This window comes from Pediococcus parvulus, from assembly GCF_964063155.1.
Taxonomy (GTDB): Bacteria; Bacillota; Bacilli; order Lactobacillales; family Lactobacillaceae; genus Pediococcus; species Pediococcus parvulus.
Genome location: NZ_OZ061292.1, coordinates 245521 through 270435 on the forward strand (window position 1 = coordinate 245521; position 24915 = coordinate 270435).

Here is a 24915-nt window from a genome sequence, read left to right on the forward strand (position 1 = left end):
AACAATCATGACAACTAGAATAATTATGGACTGCGATCCTGGAATTGATGATGCAGCTGCCATCTCCGTTGCTTTGAACAATCCTGAGTTTGACGTTCGGCTAATCACGACCGTGGCGGGCAATGTCACAGTGGATAAAACGACGCGGAATGCGCTGAAACTAGTCCATTTCTTCGACAAAAAAGTTCCTGTAGCTAGTGGTGCCGAACAACCTTTAATTAAGCCGTTTGAAGATGCGGCAAGAATCCATGGGGAATCAGGGATGCCCGGTTATGATTTTGATGAATTTGTGGGTGAAACGGTAAAGCACTCTGCAATGGAGGCCCTGTATCTGACCATCATGCGTAGTTCAAAGCCCGTGACAATAGTGCCAACAGGGGCTTACACGAACATCGCCTTACTGTTAGCTGTCCATCCAGAAGTGAAGTCCAGAATTACCCGTATCGTGGCGATGGGTGGAGCACTTGGCCGTGGTAATATGACAAGTGCGGCTGAGTTTAATGTGTACACAGATCCTGATGCTGCGCGAATTATGTATAATTCTGGGATTCCGATTGTGATGATTGGGTTGGATGTGACGATGAAAGCCTTGTTGACTCCAAAAACCTTGGAGACAGTTTCCACGTTAGGAGAAGCAGGCAATATGTTGGCCTCAATTTTTAAACATTACTATGAAGGCCATGAAGGCGGCATTCCGATGCATGACGTGAATACGATTTGCTACCTCTTGCATCCGGAATATTACCAAACGGTGAACTACTGGATTGATATTCAGACTAGTGGTCCCGCAATTGGTGAGACGGTGGCTGACATTCGTGGTGCCTATCATAATGGGCAAACAAATGCGGAAGTCGCAGTTGGCATTGATACAGATGACTTCAATCGTTGGTTTATTGAAGAAGTTCGGGCAATGAAGGTAGACTAAAACATAAAAAGTGATGGATGCGTAATTCACATCCATCACTTTTTTGGTAAATAATTTTAGATTAGTGTTATTCTAGTGCCTTATCAATAAAATCTAGTGTGATTTTCAAAACGCCTGGTACAAAGAAAGCGTCAGTTCCATGATCGCTATTTGAAATCTTGTAAAAGGTGACATTTTTGTGATGAGCACGTAAGGCCTGGTATAAAAGGACACTCTGTTCAAAAGGTACCAAACGGTCCTTATTACCGTGCATAATTAAAAATGGTGGTAATGGTTTGTCATCAATGTAAGTGATTGGATTACCTTTTTGAACTAATTCAGGGACGTCATAAAGGTGTTGGGTACCAAAAAATTCACCTTCTAAACTATGTGGAGTGACATGATCTTGAGTTGAAGGTACCTTGTTCATCCGACTAATATCTGTTGGCCCATAATAATCAACACAAGCTGCATAATGAAGAGGCTGAACAGTGACATCTTCATCATTAAACTCAGGTAGATTTGCGGTCATAACAGCGGTAGCAACGGTGTGCCCGCCAGAAGAATCTCCCCAGGCAATGTACTTCTTAGGGTTAACATGATATTTATTGGCATGTCGTAACATAAAACGAGTTGCGGTTTTTAAATCTTTTACTTGTGCAGGGAAGGGATCGTCTGGGGCCCAACGATATTCAACCATTGCCACTACGAAACCGTGTTTAGCAACTTCCACCATATGAGCCATATGATTACCAAGACTTTGTTTGTGGAAAGCAGATCCTTGAACCCACATAATTAGTGGAAATTGTTCTTGCAAATTTTCGTTAGCGATGGCAGGTGTAATGATGTGGAGATGTAAAGTTTTGCCACTTTTTATTGAGTAAGGAACGTTCAGGTTTACAACCGGGAAAGTAGGTGTTAAATCTGGGGTTAACGTATGCATACCTTCGGGTGAATCCTCGGCAGCAGGAAAATCTTTGTAAGAATAATTTTGTGGTGCGATGTAATCAGAAACTTTTTTTTCATTCATTAGTTAATGCTTCCCTTCATTTGATTGATAGCTTTATGATCGGATATTTTTACATGAATTAATCCTAATAATAATATGAAACAAAATACACTGGCAAAATTAAAAGCAAATTTACTTGAGTTATTATCAAAGAAATTAGCTAAAATGCTGTATACATATGGTGCAATAAAATTACCTAATGAGGCGGCTGCAGTTGTGGCACTGGTTGCGTAAGCTGAATTAGCTGCGGTAGTGTGCTGATTAACGGCCGTAAACATATAAGGCATGAATAATCCAAATCCTGCACCTGCAAATATCATTGCAATATAGTAAACAAAAATTCCGCTGGTTGTTGCAACTAAAAGATTGCCAATTAGGAATAACGCTGCTGCTATGATTCCGCCGTAAGCTTTAGCAAATTTCATAAATAACCCGAAAAGTAAACCAGTAATTAATCCAAGGACGGAATAAGCAACCATCATATTTGCAGCCCCAGTGGCATTTGTAATATGTTCTTCAACCACAGCCATGCTGAAATCAATATTGATACCACCTTGACCGAGATTGAAGAAGAAAGTTAGAAATACCCAAGTAACAACTTCTTTACCTAAGTGTTTACTGGTGGAATCAGTAACAAGGTCTTTAGCTGTTTCATTGTGTTCGGTAATATGACTTGGTAAAAAGCCAAGAGTTAAAGCAAACACGATTAAACCAACTAAATAAATTAAAAATGCATATCGCCAACCTATTGAAATTAAAAGTCCAATGGCATATGTCAAAATAGTTCCGGAAACTCCAATAATGGCACTCTGGACTCCCATCAGAGAAGCTCGTTGGTCGCCTTCGTAAAAATCTGCGATCATACTAGTTCCAATTGGTTGAATCAGTCCAAGACTGAAACCAAGAAAGAGACGACTTATCAAAATAACATTGAAATTATTAAGAACCATTGGTAATAATCCGCTCGCAGTCCACAATAGTGCACCTAATAAGATGACTCTTCTTTTGCCAATCTTTGACGCTAAGAATCCAGCAATCAGCAACGCAATAAATTGTGGTAATGCCGTAATTGAAAAGAATGATTGAATGGTCGCCTTGCTGACGCTTGGAAAAGCATTTCTTAAACTTGGTAATAGTACTGAAGTGGCACTTGCTCCTGTAATCAAAAACGTAGATGACAATAAAGCAATTTTAAAAATCAAAGTATTACGTTTATTTGATGTGTATTTGTTCATAAGAAAACCTCCATATAGTAGTTGTAGCGCTTACAAGAACTATACTAAAACGCTTTCTTTTTAAAGATTAAGTGTTTTACTGCTCAAAATAGGGCAAATCCTGCTATTTAATCATGGCAAATTAATTTCTTTGAGTTGATTTGACTTACGAAACTGTCCTGCAGTTAATCCGTAGTAGGTACTATACGCCTTGTTTAGGGCTTTACTACTTGGAAAACCACTTGAGTATGCAATGGTTTCAATACTGTCTGTTGTGTTTTTTAATTTGTCTTTTGCAGCTAATAATCTGCGCTCTGTAATATAAGCTACTGGGGTTTGCTGTAGATATGTTTTAAATAAATGAGCAAAATAAATTGGGGATACATTTGCCAATTTGGCTAATTTTGCTATTGTAATTTTTTCAGAAAAGTTTTTTTCAATCCAAGTTAATGCAGGTGTTAAATGATCCATTTGGCTGGTTATTCGATGATGATCTGTAAGAGACTGCACTTGAGAATAGGTATCAAGTAAATATGCAAATAATTGATAAGTTAGGCCAATTTGTTCTGATTGCGTACCAATTGTGGAAACTTTTTTTGTATTGTTATATAGCTGTCGGAATAGTTGTTGGCAAGTTGGGTCTTTTTTAATAATATTTTGAATGTGTTGAGTGTTAAGTGTGACACCTGCACCACTTACAAAACTATCCGGTAGCATTATGGTAATCGCAATTCGATTATGTTCGAAAGGGAGGTTAAGGCCATGAACTTCATAAGGGTTAATAACAACGACTTCGCCAGCATTTTGATTAAATCTTTTTTCGTTCAAAATAAAATTACGATTTGAACCATGTAATACAAAGTCGATTTCGTAACTTTTGTGCCAGTGGCGTAAGACCGTATGGGCCGCGCCAGTGTCATGAATTAATAATCGAAACGGCAAAGCATGATTTGGTGTTATTTGTTCATAAAAGAATTTTGTCATCGTTTCCTCCAATTTTATGTACTGACTAATCATATTTCCCAAAGGCGTTCTCTTGATTATCATTATTCTTGTTACTTATAGATTATTCTCCAGATCAAGATGCGTCAATTTACCAGCATTTCATTGATTCTTTAAGTTGTTAGAAAACAAAAGTAATTTTTGCGTACTTTCTTAATAGTGGATCCAGTCAGTAAAAACTCAGTGAACGAATTGTCTTTGCTTATAAACACATTGTATATACGATACACTTTGCCTATAATAAACCAATCCTAATAAGAGGAGTGTATGCTTATGGCCGCAGATCAAACGATAAAGCCTCGTCAAGTGGGTAATTCCACAGTGTTGACCGTTCCCGCAAATATAAAATTAGACAAGAATGCCCGGTATTTTGTTACCAAAGGACCAAATGGAGAGATTGTATTTATGCCTAAGCTTAAAAATCCCTTTAAAGATCCAAAATTGTTGAAACAAATTAGTTCTCAAAAATCAGAGTTTGAGGACGTGAAAATGATTGGACGTGAAAAAGATGAATGATTATCCGCACTATCAGGACATTATTTATCTAAACTTTGATCCTTCACCCGGTAATGAGGTTAATAAGAGACGTCTAGCCGTTGTAATTAGCATAACAGAATATAACAGACTGACAGGACTGTGTGTAGTTTGCCCGATTACACATACGAAGCATCGTTTTGGTTCGGTGAAAGTACATCATTCAAAAATCGACGGGTACGTAAATGCTTGGCAAATGTATTCTTTTGATTATTTTAAAAGACAAATGGAAAGAGTTGGCGAGCTTTCAACCGCGGACTTTAATCTTGTTATTCAGAATTACCAACAGATTTTGGGAAATGGCGTGAATATGTAAAGCTAGATGAAACGAAAGCAAAATTCTCTTTTTGAGAGAGCTTTGCTTTTTTGAAGAATTGACCAAATTTTTGCGTACTTGTGAGTTGTAGAATAATTTTTAACCCCCGATGTTATCCCAAAGTGAGTACATATAATCAATTAAAAATAATAAAAACGCAGATCTTTCTCTTGAGATCTGTGTTTTTGCATGATTATGAAAACTATTCAGCATTTCGCAACACTGTTTTCAACAACAGTAGTGTAAAATAGAAGTATAGGATCAAAATCAGATTAAGACTTGGAGTAATAATATGCGTCGGAGAACAATGCCATCCAAGATTTGGGACAGAGGGAAAAAGCTTTTTCAGGATGGACAAGTAAACATTGAGAATTTGGACGAAGAGCGACAGGTGGTGGAAGCCACAGTCTATGGTACTTATGCGTATGATGTATCTGTGGGACGAGATCCAGATAATGATAACTGTACTTGTCCATATTTTGCAGAAAATGGTTTCTGTAAGCATGTAGCGGCAGTAGTCGAACTATTTAAATTTGCAAAGGATCCAATCGAGACGTTATTTGATGTTAATCGCGATAGTTACGATGATGACGAGACAGACTGGACAGACCCTACAGTTGACTTTCCAGAGATAAAAATGGTGCACAAGCGAAAATCAATGGCTGATTTGGCAGGTGAGCGCTATTTACAGAGTATCGATTTGCCCGAAAAACGATACTTTACACCTTTAGCCGAAACAGTTCGGGAGCCGTTGGTGCTTGATGTTACTATGATGGTTGGCCAGTTAAGTCAGGGTTGGAACTACCCAGCTGAAAATCATCTCTTTCTTAGGCTCAGGGTTGCAAGAAAAACTGATAATAAATTTTATGTGGTGAATAATCTTAAACGTTTTTTGGCTGCATACATGGATGAGGGTGTCTATAAAACAGCCGGAAAAAATGAGTTTCAGTTGGGTGAAACTGTGTTTTCAGGAGCGGATAAGGCCTTAATAGATTTCATGACTGTGACCGGATTGCCTAGTTTCGATGGAAACGGAACGCTAGATATGAATAAATATTATCTTCTGGCGGATAGGGTAGTTCCTAAGTTTATTGAATTATGTAATGAATTACAAAACTTCCATTTTCAAAAAAGCGATCATCAATTTTTATTTGATAGTATTGAGTATCAGCCGTTTCATACAAATAGCGGTTTGATTAAAGGTGCTCTTAAACCGGATGAAGAAGGATACGAGCTAACAATTCAAAGCGATTTTCAGGAATTGATCTTTGGAAGTGCAATTGTGATTAATCAAAATGTTTTTTATCAAGCTACTACACAACAAGCTATTATTATCAGTCGGATCGTTGATATGTACAATAACATCATGGGCGATGCTATGAATCGTGACCCCGCTGATGCAGGCTTTCAAATGCATTTTGACAAGAGTAAGGAAGCAGAACTGAAAAATTTCATTGAATTCTTCAAATTAATTGGTAATTTGGATGTATCAGCAGACTTTTTTGATAGTCAAATGACTCCCCATTTTGATTTGAGCAAACAAGACAACAATCTGCAATTGAAATTAAGTTATGACTACGGTGGTAAATTAATTGATAGTAAGGATATTGATCAGGCCCCTGAAAAACGCCGTAATACTGAAAAAGAGGATCAGGCTTGGGATTATTTGAATAGTCTTGGTTTTTATTTACGTAAGGATGTCTGGGTGAAGGCTTTCGATGATGCCGATGTAATGTTTAACTTCTTCATGCTGGAGTTGCCAAACATGCGTAAGAATGGTGTGGTAACGCTGAGTGATGACCTGAAAAACAGTTTGCATGATTCTAAGGATCTCGCGCCGAAAGTGAACGTTTCAGAAAAGGATGGTCTACTTTCAGTGAAGTTTTCGTTGCAAGGTGTCGACGAAAACGATGTGGATAGTGTCTTAGCACAGCTAGATTCGCAAAAACCATATATCACCCAGGCAGACGGCTCACTGGTCTTGTTGGACGATGAATTTCGTAAGGTCAGCAAGGCACTATTGAATATTCGCCAACAAGGGAAGTTTAAAAACGGGCAACTGAAAGTGCATGCTTCACAGGCGTTTGCGGTTCAAGCAGCCTTACAGGGAACCGCTAAGTTTGATGATAAATTTAAACAACTTGCCGAAAACTTAGCACATCCGGAAAACTTTGAAATTAAAGCTTCTCATCCAGTACATGGCATATTACGGCCGTACCAAGCAATTGGTGTGAAGTGGCTGGAGATGCTGGATAGTTACAATTTTGGCGGTATTTTAGCTGATGAAATGGGTCTTGGTAAAACGATTCAGATGATCGCATTTTTGTTGGACCATATTGATAAAGACAAGCCCGATCTAATCATTTCACCCGCATCCTTAATCTATAACTGGCAAGAAGAGTTTACTAAGTTTGCGCCTGAAATTAAAACCCAGGTTATCGATGGTAATAAGGCTAATCGCCGCGATTTGATTGAAAACGAACAAGCCGATGTGCTGATCACCAGTTATAATAGCGCACGTTTGGACGTGACCGAGTATAATGATCGCAAAATTAATTATTTGGTGTTGGATGAAGCCCAATTTGTGAAAAATTCGAGCACCAAAACCAATCAGAGTATTCGAAAGCTCAAGCGAAAAAACACCTTTGCGTTGTCTGGGACGCCAATTGAAAATCGGGTCGAAGAATTGTGGGCCATTTTTGAAATTGTCATGCCCGGACTCTTGCCTAGCCGGAAAGCGTTCAAACAGTTAACTGCCGATGAGGTGGCTGTGCGGGTCAAACCGTTTATTTTACGGCGGGAGAAATCCGTTGTGTTAAAAGATATTCCGGCGAAAGTCGAAACAAACTTATACAATGAACTGACACACAAACAAAAGACGGTTTATTTGGCCCAATTGAAACAAATGCAGGTGAAGGTTCAAGGGATGACCGGCGCAAACTTTGTGAAAAACAAGTTGGCTATTTTGGCTGGTTTGACGCGCTTGCGACAGATTTGTGATACGCCGGCTTTGTATTTAGATGATTATAAAGGCGATTCCGGTAAACTAGAGCAGTTAACCGAAATTTTGCGGCAAGCGGAAGAAAATAATCGGCATGTCTTGATCTTTTCGCAGTTTACCAGTATGTTATCGATTTTGGAAAACGAGCTGGATAAACAGCATTTGGATCATTATGTCCTGCAAGGAAGTACGAAACCTAAGGAACGCTTGGAAATGGTCAATGCGTTTAATGCCGGCGAGAAGAATATCTTTTTGATTTCGCTCAAGGCCGGGGGAACTGGTTTGAATTTAACTGGTGCCGATATGGTCGTGTTGGTCGATCTGTGGTGGAATCCGGCGGTTGAGGATCAAGCTACCGCGCGGGCTCATCGAATTGGTCAAAAGAAACAGGTGGATGTTTTTCGTTTAATTACGAAAGGGACCATCGAAGAACAAATTTATAAATTACAAGAAAAGAAACGAAATTTCGTAGATCAAGTGCTTAGCGGAACCGAAAATAAGGGCTCGTTAACAGAGGAAGAAGTTCGCTTGATTCTAGGAATTGAAGAAGGATAGGTGAAGCCAGCGATGGCTTTGCCTTTTTTATGAATTAATTGTTGTCATATTTCAATGTAATTTAAAACCTATGTAAAATGGCGCAATATGAAAAAGTTAAAACTCGAGTCTTAATCTTAAAACTTTCATACCTTCAACAAAAATAATTTGACAACTATAATTAAGGGTTAACTGGTTAATGTATAATTGAATTATTAATTATAAGTTGGTGCATGAAGATGAATTCAAAGCAAAATGGGAAAGATTTATCCCAAAATACAGTAGAAGATACTAAGTTAGTGGAGCAAGCTTTTTCTGAGAGAAAACATGAAGCAATTCGAAACGCATTCTTTCAAAATGGAGTTTATCGATTAAATGAGGTTACTCCAGAGTTACTGAGTAAAATAAAATACGAAAAAGGAATTGGCTCCTTAAAACGAAAATTGATTGATGAAGTGCTGGCGGAGGAAAACGTGAGCTTTCCTCCAATAAAAGATCCGGTGCAAATTGATGCGTTATTTGCGGACAGAAAACATGAAGCAATTCGAAATGCTTTTTTTCAGTATAATATTAAATTAATAACTGATATTGACCAAGAAAATTTAGAAAAAGTTAAAAACACTAAAGGAATTGGAAAACTAAAAAGAGAAGAAATTGACAGAGTTCTAAAATCCGCAGGTTATAAAGATACTTGGGCTGATAAAATTATTTATCCAGAAATTATTGCAAGTTCCCCCAAACTTAGAGAAATATTTAAGGAAAAGAAACTCAACGTTGTTCCTCTATCAATATCGGCAAAAGAATTATTTGACTTGCTCAGTGTTTCGTTGCCAGATATAAGTTCACATGCTAAAAAACAATTGTCACAAAATTTAATTGTGGATATCAAAGAGTATAAGAATTGGCGAAAAAAAACTCAACTTGAGCCCTTTAATTTAAGAAATGTTCTGAATGCATTTCATTTATCTAAAACTCATCTGGCGATAACTGAGGAAATGTTGACAACCGAAAACTTCAATTTTATTGATGGAGAAGACCAGGAACTTTTTTATGAATTATACTATCTTTCCAAATTGTCGCTTGAGGACCAAATGCTCAAGTACGATCAAATTGTGCAGAATAAAATTAATGAGAAAGTACGGTGGCGAGAGATAGAATCTATTCGGCAAAAGCTTTCAAAAGATGGAAAGTATACTTTAGCGGAGATTGGAAACGCAATTGGGCTAACTCGAGAAAGAGTTCGTCAAATAATTGAAAAAATAGATAGTTCAAAAACACTGATTGCAGAAAAATTATACATTCCTGAAATAATAACTTTTCAGTATTTTAGCGCGGAAAAAATTCGATTTGAGTGGGAAGTTCAGGAGGAGACCCTACATATATTAAGAGAAATTAATTCCTCGATGGTAGATAACGAGTTAGCAATAATTAGTAGCCCTTGTTTAAGTATTGAAACAAAAGAAAAAATACGTAGTCTAAAATCGGACTTGACCAACAATGAAGAGTTTACAAAGGAAAAAATATTTGACAAGATTGCTATTATATTGGGAAGAGATTTAGATTCTTTCTCTAAGAAAAAAGTGGTAAGGAATATTAAAGAAAGTTTTGAGTATTCCTTTGAGTCATATTTAAAGCTATATAAAGCTAAATCCAAGTCTGAACGAATGATAGATACAATTCGTCACCTAGGATTGAAAACTTTTACGATTACAACCAATAATATTCAAAAATTGGAAGAAACATACCTAAAAGATTGTAATGAGCCGCTTTTTGCGGATGATATTTCGAATAAAGATCGTGCCATATATACAATGCTAATGCGGTTAGTAGGGAAAAATGAAATTATTTACATTGGCAATAACTCTTTCATCGATTTTGACACAAACAAGTTACCACAAAGACTGATATTGGGGATCAAAGAATACTTGACGAAACAACTAGAAACAATAACAAGTATCAAAGTTAGTGCTTTATTTAAGTATTTTGAAAATGATTTAAAAGCGGCCAGAATAGCAAATAAATATGAACTGTATTATATTCTAAAGTATTACTTAAATGATAATTTCGATTTTGGAAAATCGAATACTATGACAATCTGGCAGAAAGATACCAAACATTTGACACGAGAAAATCTAATCATTCAATATGTGCGGGAACAAAACAACAAATGTTCTAAGAATAAAGCGATGAGTGATTTGGGGTGGGAATCATATACTGTTGAACAAGCCGTATATGCTTCAAGCCTATTAAGTATGCATGGAACTACGATTTATTATCATAACTTTGCAGAAGAAACCGAAATAAATGGATTTGTTGAAAAAGAAATTAAAACACAAATTCAAGAACATGATAGATATATTTTTCCGAAATTAATACAAAAAAAAGTAAAAATTCTGTGTTCTGAAAAAGGCATAAAATTTCCTGAAGATTATCTTAACCTATCTTTTTTTGCAGATCTCATTAAATATATTGAGCCAAAATGGAAAGGATTTCCCCAATTCTTGTATGAAAAAGAGTCACTGACGGATTCGGAAATTATCCAAAAAGAGATGGCTAACCAAGTTCTGACACGACAGAAAGTGATTTTCTTTTTTAAGGAAATTGGGTTTAGTGAGAGTTCGGCATATCAGAAATATCTCAAATTAAAAAGTAATTATGGAATTGTAAAAATTGGACCACACAGATATAAGACAGCAGGTTCTATGTATTTAACAAGTTCTATTTTTAAGACAGTTGAAAAAAGTTTGTTAGACATTTTGAACGATCAAAACTATATCGTTCTAAAAGCAATTGATCTAAAAGAATTAAAATTACCAGTAATAAGTGATCTCCAGTGGAATACAGATTTAATTGCTTACTGTGTGACTCAGGCAACTCAAGTACGTTTGTTACCTTGGTTCACAAAAATGGAAACTCAATTCAAAACTACTCCTGAGGATCCACTGATAGTTGCTAGTAACAGTAGTTCATGGTGTTCAATAGTTGATTTAATTTGTTACACGATGGAGGGTTATTCTGGATTTTTGTCACTTGCTGAATTTCTGAAATATCTAAAGTGTAAAAATATTCTTTTAAATGAAAAATTAGATACCATGCCGGCAATTTTAAAACAAACGTTTTATATAGACAGACAGAATATTGTTCACTTAAAAAAGATATAAAAATTAGTGTGGAAAAAGTTTGAGATGCTCCTATGTCAATAAATGGCACATCTTTTTCTAAACACTTGTTCTAATTCTGTCGGAATTAAACCAACTGATGTAATTTGAGGTTCGGATTACCAAGTCCTCAAAATTGGAAAAAGTTGTTTGAAAGGCAAACTCTCTCTTCAACAATGAGTGAAAAGCTTCAATTGGCCCATTATCATAAGGATAACCTTGTTTTGAGTATGAGTGGCTAATCTGATGCCGTTCAAGTAAAGTTTCAACTTCGTTGCTGGTGTACTGTGAACCCATGTCAGAGTGAAAATATTGTGGCTTTTGATGACATTCAAGCGCCTGATTAATCGTTTCTACAACTAACGTCGCCTCCATCTGACGACCAATCTTGAAAGCAAGAACTTGATGAACCTTTGGTTCGTAAATAGAACTGAGATAAACCCAGGTTCCTGGACGTAATTCCAAATAAGTAATGTCAGCACGCCATATTCTTGCATTGGGCTGGTGCTTGATTAAATTGGGGCGTTGTGAATGATCCACATGAGTGCCAGGTTTTTTAAATCGCCGATTCATTAAAGAGTGAATCTCCATTTCCCTCATTAATCGTAAAATTCGTTTTGACCCAACACAGATGCCTGACTTGCGAAGCACCATCGTTATTCGTGGATAACCATAGGCACGATAATTATTTTCCCAAATCAATTTAATTTTTTCTTTGAGCTGATTATCAACACGTTCGTGTTGACTAGGTTGATATCTTTTCCAATGGTAATAGGTGCTGCGCGGTAATTTCAGTGCCGAAAGAATAATTGATAAGCGGTGTCGCAATAACTGATCTTCTATGAAGACAAGGCAATTAATTCGTCCTAATGCTTTCCCAGTAACACCGCCGCAGCTTTTAAAATTTCAAGTTCCTCCTTTAATCGCTGATTTTCCTTTTGAAGTTGTTTGAATTCTTTGGACGTTACTTCAGTACCGTCTTCTAGCTCAACTGATTTAGCGCCTTTAACCCAGTTATGAATTGCGGCTGGAGAAACACCGTATTCCTCGGAAAGCGAGCGAATAGATCTTTTCTCTTCACGATGCATCTTCACAATGCTGGCTTTAAAATCATCTTGATATCGTTTCATTGGAATGCTCCTATCTTGTTTTATTAATTATGGCACAACTGTTCAGAAATTTATGTACAAAATACTAGGATAGGAGCAAGATTCAATTTAAGCAAAAAAGTTCAAATGATATTATGTTTTAAAAATATACAGTTCAATTTGCCTAATTGATGAAGGATAGGTGAAACCAGCGATGACTTTGCCTTTTTTGTTTAGCCAGAAATCCCAGTAGGCAGATAACTTGAGTAGCCCTAACAAACCCTTTAAGCTGAAGATATAGTCGATGGGTAAAACCAGCTTGGAAAACTGAAAGGGGTACTTTTTTATGACCATGGATCAATTTCCCAAAACGCAGACACATTTGAACCAGTTAATTGCTGATTTAAGTCAGTTGCAAGTTAATGTGCAACAAGTTCACTGGTACATGCGCGGACCCGAGTTCTTTAAACTGCATCCGAAAATGGATGAATTTAACGAAGAGTTTGCGGAACAGCTAGACGAAGTAGCAGAACGGTTAATTGCGCTTGGTGGCAAGCCATTTGCGACGACTCACGAGTTTATCGAGCACACAAATTTGCCAGATGAAGTGATTGACTGGGGAGAATTTCCGCTGCCTGAACTCATGAAGCATTTAGATCATGACTTCAGATACATCAGAGATCAGTATCAACAAGGTATTGAGATTACTGATGAAGAACAGGATTTACCCACTCAAGATATGCTGAATGGATTTAAGGCAGAGATGGACAAACTGATCTGGATGGTTAGCGCCTTTTTAGATAAGGGACCGACAGAAGACGAGGCTTAGGCACAAGGTGCGGCAAAACTAGCACACTAATAAAAACGGTTAATAAAATGATTTTGTTGCGGAAATTTATCCGTGGCAAAGTCATTTTTTTGTTAGTTTTCAGGTGGAGTTGTGGTCATTGACCTTAACGCGTAGTTCGGCCATACTAGATACAATTATGTATTTAAAGGAGATCCAACTTGGTGACTTGGTTATTAATTTTCTTCCCGGCAATGGTAGCGGGATTTGTGCAAGGCTTGACCGGTTTTGGCGCGGTCATTGTGATGATGACGATTTTTCCGTTCATTTTACCCATCGCTCCGGCAGCCGGGATTGCGGGTTTGAGTATGTTGGCCAGCATGGTGGGCTTGACCTATAGATATCGCCATGAATTTAAACTAAAACGAGTCGTGGTGCCGTTTATTATTTACGCGGCGGTGGCCACTTGGTCCGTCCATCTCAGCAGTGTTTTGGATACCCATGTGATGCGGGTGTTATTGGGATGTTTATTGGTGGCGTTGTGTTTGTATTTTACGCTGTTTAAAAACGCAGGTGATCGTAAATATCCATGGTACATAGCGGTTTGTTTTATGGTGATTTCTGGATTCTTTAATGGGTTGTTGGGGATTGGTGGCCCATTGATGGCTCTGTACTTTTTGTCGCTATCCACATCAATTCCGGAGTATACGGCCAGTATTCAAGGCTTTTTCTTAATTGACGCTTTTTACATTAACAGCGTGCGGGTCGCTAATGGCATTTTAGATGTGCATGATGTGCCTTACATCTTGGTGGGGATGATTGCCGCCGGAATTGGCACGATCCTTGCGGCGAGAGTGGCGAATAAACTAGATGACCAGACGTTTAGAAAGTGGATTTACCGGTTTATTGGGTTGAGCGGAATTTATTATCTGTTTTTCTAACGTAAAAAAGGGTGAGGAAATGTTCAATAATTTCCTCACCCTTTATTTATTGTTCAAGCTATTTTTAACTTCTAGTTATTCTTTCTTTCGTTTAAGTCCCAGCCATCCCAGCAAGCTTATTAATCCGGTCATGCCAAGAATTTCAGCGATTAAACTTTTCTGCTCATCTGTTTGTGGTAATTGATCTGCATTATGAGTAGCTGCCTTGGTTTGCTGAAGTTTTTGTGGAGCATTGTCCGGGTTAGCTGTTTGGTTAACAGCGATTGGCTTTGCATTAATTGTTGGTGTCTTATTATCTGGGATATGAACGTCTGGTTTTTCGACAATTGGTTTGTTTGGTGGCGTTGGTTTGCCCGGTTGCTGATTGATTTTGGCGTAAACCAGCGCAATCACAACGTTTTCTGCATCAAAACTACCGCTTAATGGCGCGGATCCTGAGGCAAGGCCAACGTATCGGTAACCAGCAATTTTCAACGGTGTGAATGTATAGCCGTTGCCTTGATATCCTGATTGTACCAAACGACGATGGATTTCTTTACCATTTTTATCCACAAACTTAATCGTCAGTAACGAACTTTCTGGAGTCGTTTCGTGACTGTTCAAATGGTAAACAAAGATAATTGTCTGCGATTGTGAAGTAAGCTTTCCTTTGGCAGGAGCCGAATTCGTACCCAATCCAACATAGCTGTAACCTTGATTACTCAAATCAGCAGGAGTGACATCATATCCATTACCGGTGAAACCTCCGCGACTGATATCCGGAGAAATGGTTTGTCCGGCTTCATCCACGTATTTTACAGTTAGCGTTCCAGCCTTTTCGGGTGTTGGAACTTCGGTGTTTAAATGATAAACAAAAATAATTGTCTGCGATTGTGAGGTGAGGCTTCCTTTGACAGGAGCTGAATCCGAATCCAATCCGACATAGCTATAACCCTGATTACTTAAGTCAGCAGGAGCAACATCATATCCATTACCGACGAAACCTTCACGACTAATATCCGGAGAAATGGTCCGTCCGGCTTCATCGACATACTTCACGGTCAAAGTTCCAGCTTTTTCAGGCGTTGGTGTGGTCGCTGTGAATCGATAAACAAACGTGACTGTTTGATTCTGATTCGTTAGCTTCCCGTTCTCTGGCGCCGAATCACTACCTACCCCTACATAAACATAACCAAGATTGGTTAGATCAACAGGTGTGACCGCATAAGTTTCTCCCATGTTTCCAGATACAGAGCCGTTTGGATGGAGCACGTGGCCATTTTCATCCTCGTAATGGACAGTCACTGACCCCTTCGCAATTTCATAGATGAACGTGATATTGTTTTGCGTACCATCCTTGTCAATCACAATTGAAACAGTGTTATTTTCGTCCATTGCCGGGGATGATGAAACCAAGTTGTAAATCAGGCCATCTTTTGTGATCTGTTGGGTGCCAGTCGTCGTGTAGGTACTACCAACATCGAGATCCTGAACAGTTTTACTGTCTAAAGCCTGGCCGTCTTTGGTTTGATAATAGACATTGGCCACGCTTTGATCGGCAACGACGGTAATGCGAACTGGTTCCGAAACTTTGCCGCTGTTTGTGAATGAAATCCAATACAAACCGCCAACAACTTTAGCCGCGTTAAACGCTGCAGTGCTAGTATACGTTTTTATTGGTGTCCCGTCCGTTGTAAACTCTGTAATGACAAACGGCGTTGTATCGGCAATTTGGTCATAATTTGTGATTTGATTGCCACTCGTGTCAGTTGCAGTTTGAAAACTCATATTTGGCGTCCAAGTGTCGCTTTGATGGATCGTCACTGGTTTACCAACGATTGTCGCAGCACTTTTTACGAAATTAACCGTAAACGCGTCGAGCGCTGAAAAGCCGTACTGGTCAGAAAACATCGCATAAAAAGTGCTGCCATAACCGTTAGTGGAGCCAGTACTGTATGCCAATTTGCCGCCGACCACATATGCCAATAGATAACTTGTATCAATATCTTTATCAGGATTGGTGTAGTGGGTCTACACTTTCTGGTATTGGTGAATAACTAATACCGGTTTTTTGTCTGTTTTGAAAATCAGAAAAATAAAAAAGGACATCTGTCCTCTTTGTGCTACGATTTAATCGCCAAAACAAATCGAAAAGAGGAAATTCAGATGTCCCTAACTAATTCTATCTTATGCTTATTCGAAATAACAGACCCAAACTTAATTGTCACTGGTATTTCTAAAGAACGGTGTTCCACAAACCAACGTATTCATGTCGTCCATGCAACTTTGTCTTATCAACTTTTAAAGTGCCCACATTGTGGCCATAAAAGCTTAATTAAAAACGGAACTCACATGAGTCACCTGCGTTTAGGAGCCTTATCCGGTGGTCGTTACGAAATGCATTTAAAACGTCAAAGATACCAATGTAAAGATTGTTCAAAAACCTGTGGTGCTAAAACTAAGTTGGTTAATCGTAACGAAACTTTCACACATAATATCAAACATCAAGTGATCGTTTTGGCACGCGATATGTTGACGAGTAAAGAAATTGCTAAACTTTGTGGAATTTCGCCAAGCAGTGTTCAACGAATCCTAAATGCCAATATTCACTTAGCCTATCGTGTTAAACATCTCCCAGAGAATCTTTGCTTTGATGAATTTCGTTCCTGTAATCACTGGATGTCCTTTAATTGTTGCGATGCCGTTAGTCATCGCCGAATTGTTACTTTAAAAGATCGGCTAAGTAAAGATATCATTGACTACTTTGAAGCTCGTTTTTCGGTTCAAGAACGTGCCCAAGTTCAATCAGTGACGATTGACATGAATGCTGAATATGGCAGCTTCATTCATCGCTTATTTCCCAATGCGGCCACGATTATCGATCGTTTCCATATTATTCAACTGGCTGGGCGTGCCTTAGATAATGAACGCACGCAGACCATTCGTACTATCCAAGATAAGCATTCACGAATTTATCATATTTTAAAATCTCAATGGCGTTTATTTCATCTTGATGAAATAAAAGTTAATGATTCTAAGGCTGTTTATTTACGCGGAATTAACGAGTATATGACGCAACAAAACGCCATTGATTTAGCTCTAGACGCTTTTCCCAGATTTAGATCTGTGTATCAAACCTATCAAGGTATCTTAAGTGCCATACACCAAAAGGATGCTAATGCGTTCCAATCCTTACTTACTAACTACCAACCCACTAGTAATCAAATGGACATAACGATCAACACGTTTATCAAAAATGGTTCAGCCCTTCTAAACAGTTGTCGTTATCCATTTTCCAACGGTCCAATTGAAGGACTTAATCGTAAAATCAAGGCATTAAAGCGTAACTGTTTTGGTTTTCGAAATATTGACAACTTCTTTATCCGGATTAGTTTAATTCATGAGTAAACAAAAAGCACATTCACCGAAGTGAATGTGCCGTTCAAAATCTCCACCAATACGATTTGACAGAGACCCAAATTTGGTCATGAATTACCAGATGAAGAGATCATGTTAATGGCAATGCAGATTCAAAGAATATTGAAATGAGAAAAGCATCTTGCACTATGACTGAGTAAAAGGCGTCATAGGCAAGATGCTTTTTAGATTTGCTTAGCTTTAATAAAAACTGTTTTTACATATAATACACAGTAATCTTTTCCGAATAGTCCTTTGCCAGAGTTTCCATCACTAGATGGGCCTTATCAAGTGCTTCTTCTGCTGTTTTGAAAACTGTATACTTGATTGTTCCGTTCATATTAAGTGAAGTGTGACGTCCGGCTACCAGAATTTGAATGGCTAATCCGGGTAATTTCAAATCCATAACTTTCATTTTTTCCATATCTTTGTTTAAATTCCTCACCATTTTATAAATTGCGGGGTTTTTAGTTTTTACAACATTGCCTTATCTCGTAGCGTATCCTTGTAGACATCCTCCATATCCAAAACATTAAAATGGTAATCTTCGGGATTCATTGTCCGGAATACTTGATAAGCAATTCGGATCAAAATTTCCCGGCAGTTTTGATATTCAGATGTTTCTAAATCAGGAGAACGTGGGATCCGTGTGGCGAGGTAGCTATCACTCGGCAAAAGGTGTACCTCACCATTAAATTGGCCGACTAGATATTTTGTGAGATCCAACTGGAAATCATAATAGCGGCGAACCATTTCGAGTTTGCGGTGGAAAGTTTTGAAATCAACTCGTACATTCAATCGATAGCCACCATCAAACACTATATATATCCGTTTTTCGTCTGCCGGATCTTTATAAATGTCTTTCATATGGTGCACGGCCACCCAATGAGTGGAGTCTTTGACAGGGCCACCAGTTGGGGCAAATTGAATGCTACCTAAGACGTAGGGCCAACATCTGTTTACAGAAAGTTGGCGACCCATGGCTTGCATCAGCAGAAAATTAGCCTCTTTTGACCGTGCGTATCGGTTAATTAGTTTCTTAGTCGTCATTTTAGTCTTGTGAATACCGCGATGGGCATCAAAAACGATGCTGTTATAATCGGTACTCCAGTGTGAGGTGTCGTGGATGTAGAATGTTGTCTCGCTGCAAATATCTGTCTGATCGATAGTTTGCGCCATGTCCGCGATCTGTTCAAATCGACTAATTGTCCGCCGTTCAATAACCTCTTGCAATTCGTTTAGCTTCTCCAAATGGATTGTATCCAACTTAACCACTCCTTATATTATTAATAATGAAAACTGTAAAAATATAACATTTATAGAGCTTATCACACTTTAAAAATCTGTGTAGTCGGAAGTCAGACATTTAAAATGCGAAATTCTTGGCATTTGATGATAATGGAAGAAAAGAAAGCGAATGCAAAGGATTACTTGGTAAGGGCTTAACTAGGCTTGATATTAGGCGAGTTAACGCTTTTATATGTGAAAAGTTATGGTTGGCAGATTTTTTTGATTTTTTTGAAAAAACTTTCAATTAAATTATTTTTCATCACCTTAAGCAATGCGAACGAACCCAAAAACAATTGGTCAGGCGATACAGTAGATTTTTGCATTTCGTATTAAAAATAGAACAAATTATAATTACAAAAATTTTAGTTTAACCATAACCAATATACAAAAGGTGAAGGTAGTATGAAATCATGGACACGATTTAGTATAATTCCATAATAGGAAGGATTGTGTTTTTATGACCAAGAAAAAGTACTCAGTAGATTTTAGAAAAATGATTGTCAAGCTGTACCAGGATGGCGCCCCGGTAGCTGATCTTACAGACGAATATGGTGTATCAAATGTAACTATTTACAAATGGATTAATCTATATAAAGAAGACAAAGGAAGTGGAATTTCCAAATCAGATGTTTTAGCGTTGCAAAAACGTTTGAAACAGCTAGAAAGTGAGAATGACATCTTAAAAAAAGCCTTAACCATATTCGCCAAAAAGTAAACCCAGATGACTGGCAGACAGCCGTTGATATTAATTTGAAGCACCATAGTATCAAAGAAACCTGTAAAGTACTCTCAGTTCCACGCTCAACTTACTATGAACATCAGCAGAATCATGTATCGCCACAAGCCAAGCGTCGTAAGACACTTAGCCAGTCGATTAAACGCATTTACTTTAATTCTAGACGTATCTACGGGGCACCTAAAATTCTAAAAGCGTTACAAAAAGAAGGTAAGACTGCCAGTATTAAGCTAGTTCAACGATTAATGCGCCAAATGGGGTTAAAATCAATCACGCGCAAGAAGTGGCATTATCAACAAACTAATGATATTGATGCGACTGATTATTCAAATATACTCGCGCAAGATTTTCGTACAACCAGTCCAAATCAAAAGTGGTGTGCAGACATAACTTATATTCACACCAAAGCCAATGGCTGGTGTTATTTATCAAGCATTCAGGATTTATATTCACGTAAAATCATTGCCCATAAAATCAGCCGTCATATGACTGCTGATCTTGTGATCAGCACTTTTCAACAAGCCTTTGAAACTAGAAAGACGACTAATAACTTAATTGTGCATACCGATCTGGGTAGCCAGTACCGCAGTGCTGGCTTTGAACAGATCTTAGCGCAACACCATATTCGCCATTCTTATAGCAAGCGTGGCTGTCCCTATGACAATTCATGTTTGGAATCATTTCACGCCAGTTTGAAAAAAGAAGAGGTTTACCAACACCATTATCAGGATTTTGAAGAAGCAAATGCTGCAATATTCAGCTACATTGAGAGCTTTTATAACAGTGCTCGAATTCACAGTAGCATTGATTATTTAACTCCAAATGAAAAGGAAAAATTAGTCGCTTAATTATACATAAAATGTGTCCAGATTCTTGACCTAAATCCAAGGCATAAATTATAGTAGCAATAATAACTGCTACAATTAATTTACCAAGTTTATGAATATTATTTTGCTCAACTTCGGTGTGGAAAAATAAGCATGATAATGAAAAAAGAAAAACAAGTACATTTCCCATGGCCAATTGTTGGATCATCACTGCAAAAATGGTTATTTCAAAGATAGTATGATCACTCAGTACATCATTTCGGAAGTTCCAAAGAGAGTAAGCGATAATTAAATTTAAGCCACCAATAATCAGTATCATTGTTATGCTGGGATTTACATGTGATAAGTTTTGAATTGATATTTTTTTTTGCGAGGAAATTATTCCAGCGTATAAAAAATATACAACTGACGAAATGCCCAGCATCAAAGTTAATAAATCATAGCTGCGCTTTAAGGTCAAATGTAAAAAATTCAATAGGAATCCGATACTATCACAAATTTTTTCAATTAACATAAGTTCACCTTCCTGTTTATGGTATCGCTTTCAAGAGTACGATAACAGAATAAACAAGGGGTTACAAGGCTTCAAGAAAAAGCAGAAACTACTTTTAAAAATTAAAACGCGATAAAATCAAAATTACTTGGATTTTAAGTATGTCGTGATAGGTATAAAAACGACCAAAATTTTGTTTGTTTTGTATACGTTTCAAAACTGCTTTTTCTTATTTTCTCTAAGTAGAGGATTTTTTGTTGTGTACTTTTACACTTTTTGAAACAGAGATTCTAAAGAATTGTAGCAGAAAATTTTCATTTTACACTTTTTTTGAATGAAAATTATCTACATAGTACCGAAAAAGGGCATCACAAACTAATTCCAAAGAAGAAAAATAATTATATTCAAGTTGTTTATTTGTAGACAGATCTAATTTGCTCATCTCATAGTATAAATTAAAAGTTGTATTTGTAGATAAAGAATTTTTGGATAGTGGGGTTATAGACAAAGTATCTACATTTTTTAGTTCTAGTTGAGTTGATATCTCATTTACTCTCTGACTTTCACCACTAAAAGAAATTAGTATTAACAAATCTTTTTCAGTTAAAAAAGGAATTGTCCAATTTAGTTCAGTAATAGAAGGAATTTGGATGAATGGCAAATTACAGCCTAAAAAATTGCGCGAAAGATTCTCTGCTGCATGTTTCTCAGCCCAGTCTGTACCATAAACATAAACTCGATCGGATTCTTGGATTCTTTTTAGAATTGGTATTATGTCTGTCTGTTCGATTAGGCGAAGTGTTTGTGTAATATCATCTTCTAGCAATTTAAAGTTATTTTGCTTATAATTATTTCCTTCATGAATTTCTTGAGAGATGAAAAATCTCATTTCAGAAAAGCCTGGGAATCCAAGCCTCTTTGAAAGGCGTGTTAATCCAGCTGAAGAAGTGTAGGTAAGCTTTGCTAATTGGCTTGCTTTTAAGGATATACATTGTTTCTTATTTTGCATAATATAATGCAGAATGGTCAAATCTGTTTGTGTTAAGTGACTAATATTTTTATTAATTATCTCTTCAAAACGCATACTGACTTCCCCCTTTCATAGCACTTAAAACAAATTTTAGCATTTGAAACATGTTTTGTCATTAGAAAATGAAAACGCATTCATCAAAATGCATAGACACGGTCTTATGTGCGTTTTAGTATGTGGTTGTACTTAATTTGATAGGAGGAATTTGGAATGAAAACTAAGGATTTAAATATTACTATTGCAGGTGGTGGAGCTACTCATACACCTGGGATTGCACAGGCTTTGTTAAGTAGTATTAAGAGATTACCATTTACTTCGTTGACACTTTACGACATCGATGAAAAACGAAATGATGATATGTATGTGATTGTAAAGTATTTGTTGAAGAAAAACAAAATTTCGACAGTTTCCTTGCGGCAGACAACAGATCCAAAAGTAGCCTTTACTGGTGTAGATTTTGTCTTCTCACAAATCCGAGTTGGTAACATGAAGATGCGAGAAAAAGATGAAAAAATTCCCTTGAAGTATGGTTTGATTGGACAAGAAACCTGTGGATTGTGCTCCTATCCTAGTATTTGGTACATAAATTTCTGAACAGTTGTGCCATAATTAATAAAACAAGATAGGAGCATTCCAATGAAACGATATCAAGATGATTTTAAAGCCAGCATTGTGAAGATGCATCGTGAAGAGAAAAGATCTATTCGCTCGCTTTCCGAGGAATACGGTGTTTCTCCAGCCGCAATTCATAACTGGGTTAAAGACGCTAAATCAGTTGAGCTAGAAGACGGTACTGAAGTAACGTCCAAAGAATTCAAACAACTTCAAAAGGAAAATCAGCGATTAAAGGAGGAACTTGAAATTTTAAAAGCTGCGGCGGTGTTACTGGGAAAGCATTAGGACGAATTAATTGCCTTGTCTTCATAGAAGATCAGTTATTGCGACACCGCTTATCAATTATTCTTTCGGCACTGAAATTACCGCGCAGCACCTATTACCATTGGAAAAGATATCAACCTAGTCAACACGAACGTGTTGATAATCAGCTCAAAGAAAAAATTAAATTGATTTGGGAAAATAATTATCGTGCCTATGGTTATCCACGAATAACGATGGTGCTTCGCAAGTCAGGCATCTGTGTTGGGTCAAAACGAATTTTACGATTAATGAGGGAAATGGAGATTCACTCTTTAATGAATCGGCGATTTAAAAAACCTGGCACTCATGTGGATCATTCGCAACGCCCCAATTTAATCAAGCACCAGCCCAATGCAAGGATATGGCGTGCTGACATTACTTATTTGGAATTACGTCCAGGAACCTGGGTTTATCTCAGTTCTATTTACGAACCAAAGGTTCATCAAGTTCTTGCTTTCAAGATTGGTCGTCAGATGGAGGCGACGTTAGTTGTAGAAACGATTAATCAGGCGCTTGAATGTCATCAAAAGCCACAATATTTTCACTCTGACATGGGTTCACAGTACACCAGCAACGAAGTTGAAACTTTACTTGAACGGCATCAGATTAGCCACTCATACTCAAAACAAGGTTATCCTTATGATAATGGGCCAATTGAAGCTTTTCACTCATTGTTGAAGAGAGAGTTTGCCTTTCAAACAACTTTTTCCAATTTTGAGGACTTGGTAATCCGAACCTCAAATTACATCAGTTGGTTTAATTCCGACAGAATTAGAACGAGTGTTTAGAAAAAGATGTGCCATTTATTGACATAGGAGCAATTTACAAGGGAACATGACTGGTGGGTTAATTTGGTTAGTTTTGAATTTTGTTTTCCTTTGGTTGAAATATAAGATGTTCGATTTAGGCTATTTTTCTGGTGTCAAGCTGGTCAGTGCATTAGGTGATCGGATGTCGGTATTTACGGATGCAGCGTCTGTTATGGGCCTATCCGTAGTTGGTGCACTGATTGCAACAGTAGTAAAAATTTATACGCCGATCACTTTTAAAACTGGAAAAGTAACTTTGGCGATGCAAAATGGAGTAATAGATAAAATTATGCCAGCATTGTTGCCTGCACTTGCAGCTTGGGGAATTTACGTTCTCCTTGGGAAAAAGGGGTGGACTGCTAACAAAATTATTTTATTAGTACTTGTAATTGCTTTGCTTGGAGCATTTACAGGAATTTTAGGTGTTCAACCAGCTTAATTGGTATAATTTAGAAAATGACAAAAATGGTTTTTGGCAATTTTTGTCTTGAGAGAAGGGAAAGTGTAATGCAGAGGCATCTAATCATTGCATCGCATGATCGATTAGCTTTAGGTTTTAAACAAACAATAGAATTTATTTCTGGAAAACAGAATAATTTGCATATTTTAACAGCCTATACGGATAATAAACCGATCGAGAGTAAGGTTTCAGAAATAATGAATGAGATTGATCCAAAAAACGAAGTAATCATCCTAACTGATATGCTGGCAGGAAGCGTAAATCAAAAATTTTTCCTATATAAGAATCGACCTCACACACATATCGTTACTGGAATGAATTTGCCCTTAGCACTTGCGTTTGTGATGGAATCAAGCGATGGCTACCTTTCTGAAAGTTATGTTAGAAATATGGTTGAACAGGCAAGAGAACAATTAATTTATGTAAATGATATTGATACTTCATTAGATTCAGAAGACGAGTAAAAAA

At 37.4% G+C, this 24915-nt stretch carries 21 protein-coding genes and 2 pseudogenes; 15 read left to right on the forward strand and 8 right to left on the reverse strand.

Annotation, left to right across the window (positions count from 1 at the left end):
* Positions 1-7: 7 nt before the first annotated feature.
* The gene (rihC, locus tag AB3217_RS01170; protein ID WP_057784902.1) at positions 8-925 is read left to right on the forward strand and encodes a ribonucleoside hydrolase RihC; all 918 of its coding nucleotides are present in this window, start codon (positions 8-10) and stop codon (positions 923-925) included.
* A gap of 67 nt (positions 926-992) precedes the next feature.
* Here rihC and AB3217_RS01175 read toward each other — a convergent pair whose 3' ends face one another.
* From AB3217_RS01175 to AB3217_RS01185, 3 genes are all read right to left on the reverse strand, one after another.
* Positions 993-1934 carry an alpha/beta hydrolase gene (locus tag AB3217_RS01175; RefSeq protein ID WP_068806656.1) on the reverse strand — a complete coding sequence of 314 codons (942 nt, stop codon included), beginning with the start codon at positions 1932-1934 and terminating at the stop codon, positions 993-995.
* Complete coding sequence (locus AB3217_RS01180) at positions 1934-3148, reverse strand: MFS transporter (protein ID WP_068806653.1); 1215 nt, start codon at positions 3146-3148, stop codon at positions 1934-1936. Before AB3217_RS01180 ends, AB3217_RS01175 begins: the two co-directional genes overlap by 1 nt.
* A 111-nt stretch (positions 3149-3259) precedes the next feature.
* Positions 3260-4111, reverse strand: a complete 852-nt coding sequence (locus AB3217_RS01185) for a helix-turn-helix domain-containing protein (protein WP_367365536.1) — start codon at positions 4109-4111, stop codon at positions 3260-3262.
* Positions 4112-4402: 291 nt separating this feature from the next.
* On the opposite strand from AB3217_RS01185, the gene AB3217_RS01190 reads away from it, so the two are divergent.
* From AB3217_RS01190 to AB3217_RS01205, 4 genes are all read left to right on the forward strand, one after another.
* Positions 4403-4645 carry a type II toxin-antitoxin system PemI/MazE family antitoxin gene (locus AB3217_RS01190; protein WP_068806647.1) on the forward strand — a complete coding sequence of 81 codons (243 nt, stop codon included), beginning with the start codon at positions 4403-4405 and terminating at the stop codon, positions 4643-4645.
* Complete coding sequence (locus tag AB3217_RS01195) at positions 4638-4979, forward strand: type II toxin-antitoxin system PemK/MazF family toxin (RefSeq protein ID WP_068806644.1); 342 nt, start codon at positions 4638-4640, stop codon at positions 4977-4979. The genes AB3217_RS01190 and AB3217_RS01195 overlap by 8 nt, the downstream gene beginning before the upstream one ends.
* Positions 4980-5271: 292 nt before the next feature.
* Complete coding sequence (locus tag AB3217_RS01200) at positions 5272-8535, forward strand: SNF2-related protein (protein WP_367365537.1); 3264 nt, start codon at positions 5272-5274, stop codon at positions 8533-8535.
* A gap of 218 nt (positions 8536-8753) precedes the next feature.
* Positions 8754-11675 (forward strand): sigma factor-like helix-turn-helix DNA-binding protein, encoded by a 2922-nt coding sequence (locus AB3217_RS01205; RefSeq protein WP_367365538.1) that lies wholly within the window; start codon positions 8754-8756, stop codon positions 11673-11675.
* Positions 11676-11732: 57 nt separating this feature from the next.
* Here the strand turns inward: AB3217_RS01205 and AB3217_RS01210 are convergent.
* Positions 11733-12802 (reverse strand): IS3-like element IS1163 family transposase gene (locus AB3217_RS01210; RefSeq protein WP_100078221.1). Its coding sequence is split into 2 segments (ribosomal slippage): positions 11733-12574 and positions 12574-12802, totalling 1071 coding nucleotides; the frame shifts between segments, so codons are not numbered across the junction.
* 304 nt (positions 12803-13106) lie between these two features.
* Between AB3217_RS01210 and AB3217_RS01215 the strand changes: the two genes are divergently transcribed.
* Positions 13107-13589: a DNA starvation/stationary phase protection protein gene (locus tag AB3217_RS01215; protein ID WP_068806635.1), complete on the forward strand. Its 483-nt coding sequence runs from the start codon at positions 13107-13109 to the stop codon at positions 13587-13589.
* Positions 13590-13771: 182 nt separating this feature from the next.
* Positions 13772-14488: a sulfite exporter TauE/SafE family protein gene (locus AB3217_RS01220; protein WP_068806759.1), complete on the forward strand. Its 717-nt coding sequence runs from the start codon at positions 13772-13774 to the stop codon at positions 14486-14488.
* A 75-nt stretch (positions 14489-14563) separates the two neighbouring features.
* Here the strand turns inward: AB3217_RS01220 and AB3217_RS01225 are convergent, their stop codons facing one another.
* Positions 14564-16444 (reverse strand): MucBP domain-containing protein, encoded by a 1881-nt coding sequence (locus AB3217_RS01225; protein ID WP_367366106.1) that lies wholly within the window; start codon positions 16442-16444, stop codon positions 14564-14566.
* A 189-nt stretch (positions 16445-16633) separates the two neighbouring features.
* Between AB3217_RS01225 and AB3217_RS01230 the strand changes: the two genes are divergently transcribed.
* Positions 16634-17875, forward strand: a complete 1242-nt coding sequence (locus tag AB3217_RS01230) for an ISL3 family transposase (RefSeq protein ID WP_367365539.1) — start codon at positions 16634-16636, stop codon at positions 17873-17875.
* Positions 17876-18101: 226 nt separating this feature from the next.
* Here AB3217_RS01230 and AB3217_RS01235 read toward each other — a convergent pair whose 3' ends face one another.
* Both AB3217_RS01235 and AB3217_RS01240 read right to left on the reverse strand, forming a co-directional pair.
* The gene (locus AB3217_RS01235) at positions 18102-18332 is read right to left on the reverse strand and encodes a hypothetical protein (RefSeq protein ID WP_367365540.1); all 231 of its coding nucleotides are present in this window, start codon (positions 18330-18332) and stop codon (positions 18102-18104) included.
* Between the two features lie 26 nt (positions 18333-18358).
* The gene (locus AB3217_RS01240) at positions 18359-19150 is read right to left on the reverse strand and encodes a hypothetical protein (protein ID WP_260289911.1); all 792 of its coding nucleotides are present in this window, start codon (positions 19148-19150) and stop codon (positions 18359-18361) included.
* A gap of 116 nt (positions 19151-19266) precedes the next feature.
* Between AB3217_RS01240 and AB3217_RS01245 the strand changes: the two genes are divergently transcribed.
* From AB3217_RS01245 to AB3217_RS01255, 3 genes are all read left to right on the forward strand, one after another.
* Entirely contained in the window at positions 19267-19422 is a 156-nt protein-coding gene (locus tag AB3217_RS01245; RefSeq protein ID WP_367365541.1) for a hypothetical protein, read from the forward strand.
* A gap of 209 nt (positions 19423-19631) precedes the next feature.
* Positions 19632-19889 (forward strand): transposase, encoded by a 258-nt coding sequence (locus AB3217_RS01250; protein WP_017866964.1) that lies wholly within the window; start codon positions 19632-19634, stop codon positions 19887-19889.
* The gene (locus AB3217_RS01255; protein ID WP_105782191.1) at positions 19874-20758 is read left to right on the forward strand and encodes an IS3 family transposase; all 885 of its coding nucleotides are present in this window, start codon (positions 19874-19876) and stop codon (positions 20756-20758) included. The genes AB3217_RS01250 and AB3217_RS01255 overlap by 16 nt, the downstream gene beginning before the upstream one ends.
* Positions 20759-21549: 791 nt before the next feature.
* Here the strand turns inward: AB3217_RS01255 and AB3217_RS01260 are convergent.
* Positions 21550-22314, reverse strand: a complete 765-nt coding sequence (locus tag AB3217_RS01260) for a MurR/RpiR family transcriptional regulator (protein ID WP_367365542.1) — start codon at positions 22312-22314, stop codon at positions 21550-21552.
* Between the two features lie 156 nt (positions 22315-22470).
* On the opposite strand from AB3217_RS01260, the pseudogene AB3217_RS01265 reads away from it, so the two are divergent.
* From AB3217_RS01265 to AB3217_RS01280, 4 genes and pseudogenes are all read left to right on the forward strand, one after another.
* A pseudogene (locus AB3217_RS01265) lies at positions 22471-22818 on the forward strand (hypothetical protein); the annotation flags it as partial.
* 78 nt (positions 22819-22896) lie between these two features.
* Positions 22897-23966, forward strand: a protein-coding gene (locus tag AB3217_RS01270) for an IS3-like element IS1163 family transposase (protein WP_105451717.1) whose coding sequence is annotated in 2 segments (ribosomal slippage) — positions 22897-23125 and positions 23125-23966 — 1071 coding nt in all. Because the reading frame shifts where the segments join, the coding sequence is not laid out codon by codon here.
* A 34-nt stretch (positions 23967-24000) separates the two neighbouring features.
* Positions 24001-24426: pseudogene (locus tag AB3217_RS01275) on the forward strand (PTS system mannose/fructose/sorbose family transporter subunit IID); the annotation flags it as partial.
* Positions 24427-24494: 68 nt separating this feature from the next.
* The gene (locus tag AB3217_RS01280; RefSeq protein WP_367365543.1) at positions 24495-24911 is read left to right on the forward strand and encodes a PTS sugar transporter subunit IIA; all 417 of its coding nucleotides are present in this window, start codon (positions 24495-24497) and stop codon (positions 24909-24911) included.
* Positions 24912-24915 lie beyond the last annotated feature (4 nt).

Bases quoted from the DNA above. Each gene is read 5' to 3' on its own strand.
- AB3217_RS01205 (WP_367365538.1), top strand. From the start codon at position 8,754: ATGAATTCAAAGCAAAATGGGAAAGATTTATCCCAAAATACAGTAGAA.
- AB3217_RS01195 (WP_068806644.1), top strand. From the start codon at position 4,638: ATGAATGATTATCCGCACTATCAGGACATTATTTATCTAAACTTTGAT.
- AB3217_RS01180 (WP_068806653.1), bottom strand. From the start codon at position 3,148: ATGAACAAATACACATCAAATAAACGTAATACTTTGATTTTTAAAATT.
- AB3217_RS01260 (WP_367365542.1), bottom strand. From the start codon at position 22,314: ATGCGTTTTGAAGAGATAATTAATAAAAATATTAGTCACTTAACACAA.
- AB3217_RS01200 (WP_367365537.1), top strand. From the start codon at position 5,272: ATGCGTCGGAGAACAATGCCATCCAAGATTTGGGACAGAGGGAAAAAG.
- AB3217_RS01215 (WP_068806635.1), top strand. From the start codon at position 13,107: ATGACCATGGATCAATTTCCCAAAACGCAGACACATTTGAACCAGTTA.
- AB3217_RS01190 (WP_068806647.1), top strand. From the start codon at position 4,403: ATGGCCGCAGATCAAACGATAAAGCCTCGTCAAGTGGGTAATTCCACA.
- AB3217_RS01230 (WP_367365539.1), top strand. From the start codon at position 16,634: ATGTCCCTAACTAATTCTATCTTATGCTTATTCGAAATAACAGACCCA.
- AB3217_RS01250 (WP_017866964.1), top strand. From the start codon at position 19,632: ATGACCAAGAAAAAGTACTCAGTAGATTTTAGAAAAATGATTGTCAAG.
- AB3217_RS01280 (WP_367365543.1), top strand. From the start codon at position 24,495: ATGCAGAGGCATCTAATCATTGCATCGCATGATCGATTAGCTTTAGGT.
- AB3217_RS01175 (WP_068806656.1), bottom strand. From the start codon at position 1,934: ATGAATGAAAAAAAAGTTTCTGATTACATCGCACCACAAAATTATTCT.
- AB3217_RS01235 (WP_367365540.1), bottom strand. From the start codon at position 18,332: ATGGTGAGGAATTTAAACAAAGATATGGAAAAAATGAAAGTTATGGAT.
- rihC (WP_057784902.1), top strand. From the start codon at position 8: ATGACAACTAGAATAATTATGGACTGCGATCCTGGAATTGATGATGCA.
- AB3217_RS01185 (WP_367365536.1), bottom strand. From the start codon at position 4,111: ATGACAAAATTCTTTTATGAACAAATAACACCAAATCATGCTTTGCCG.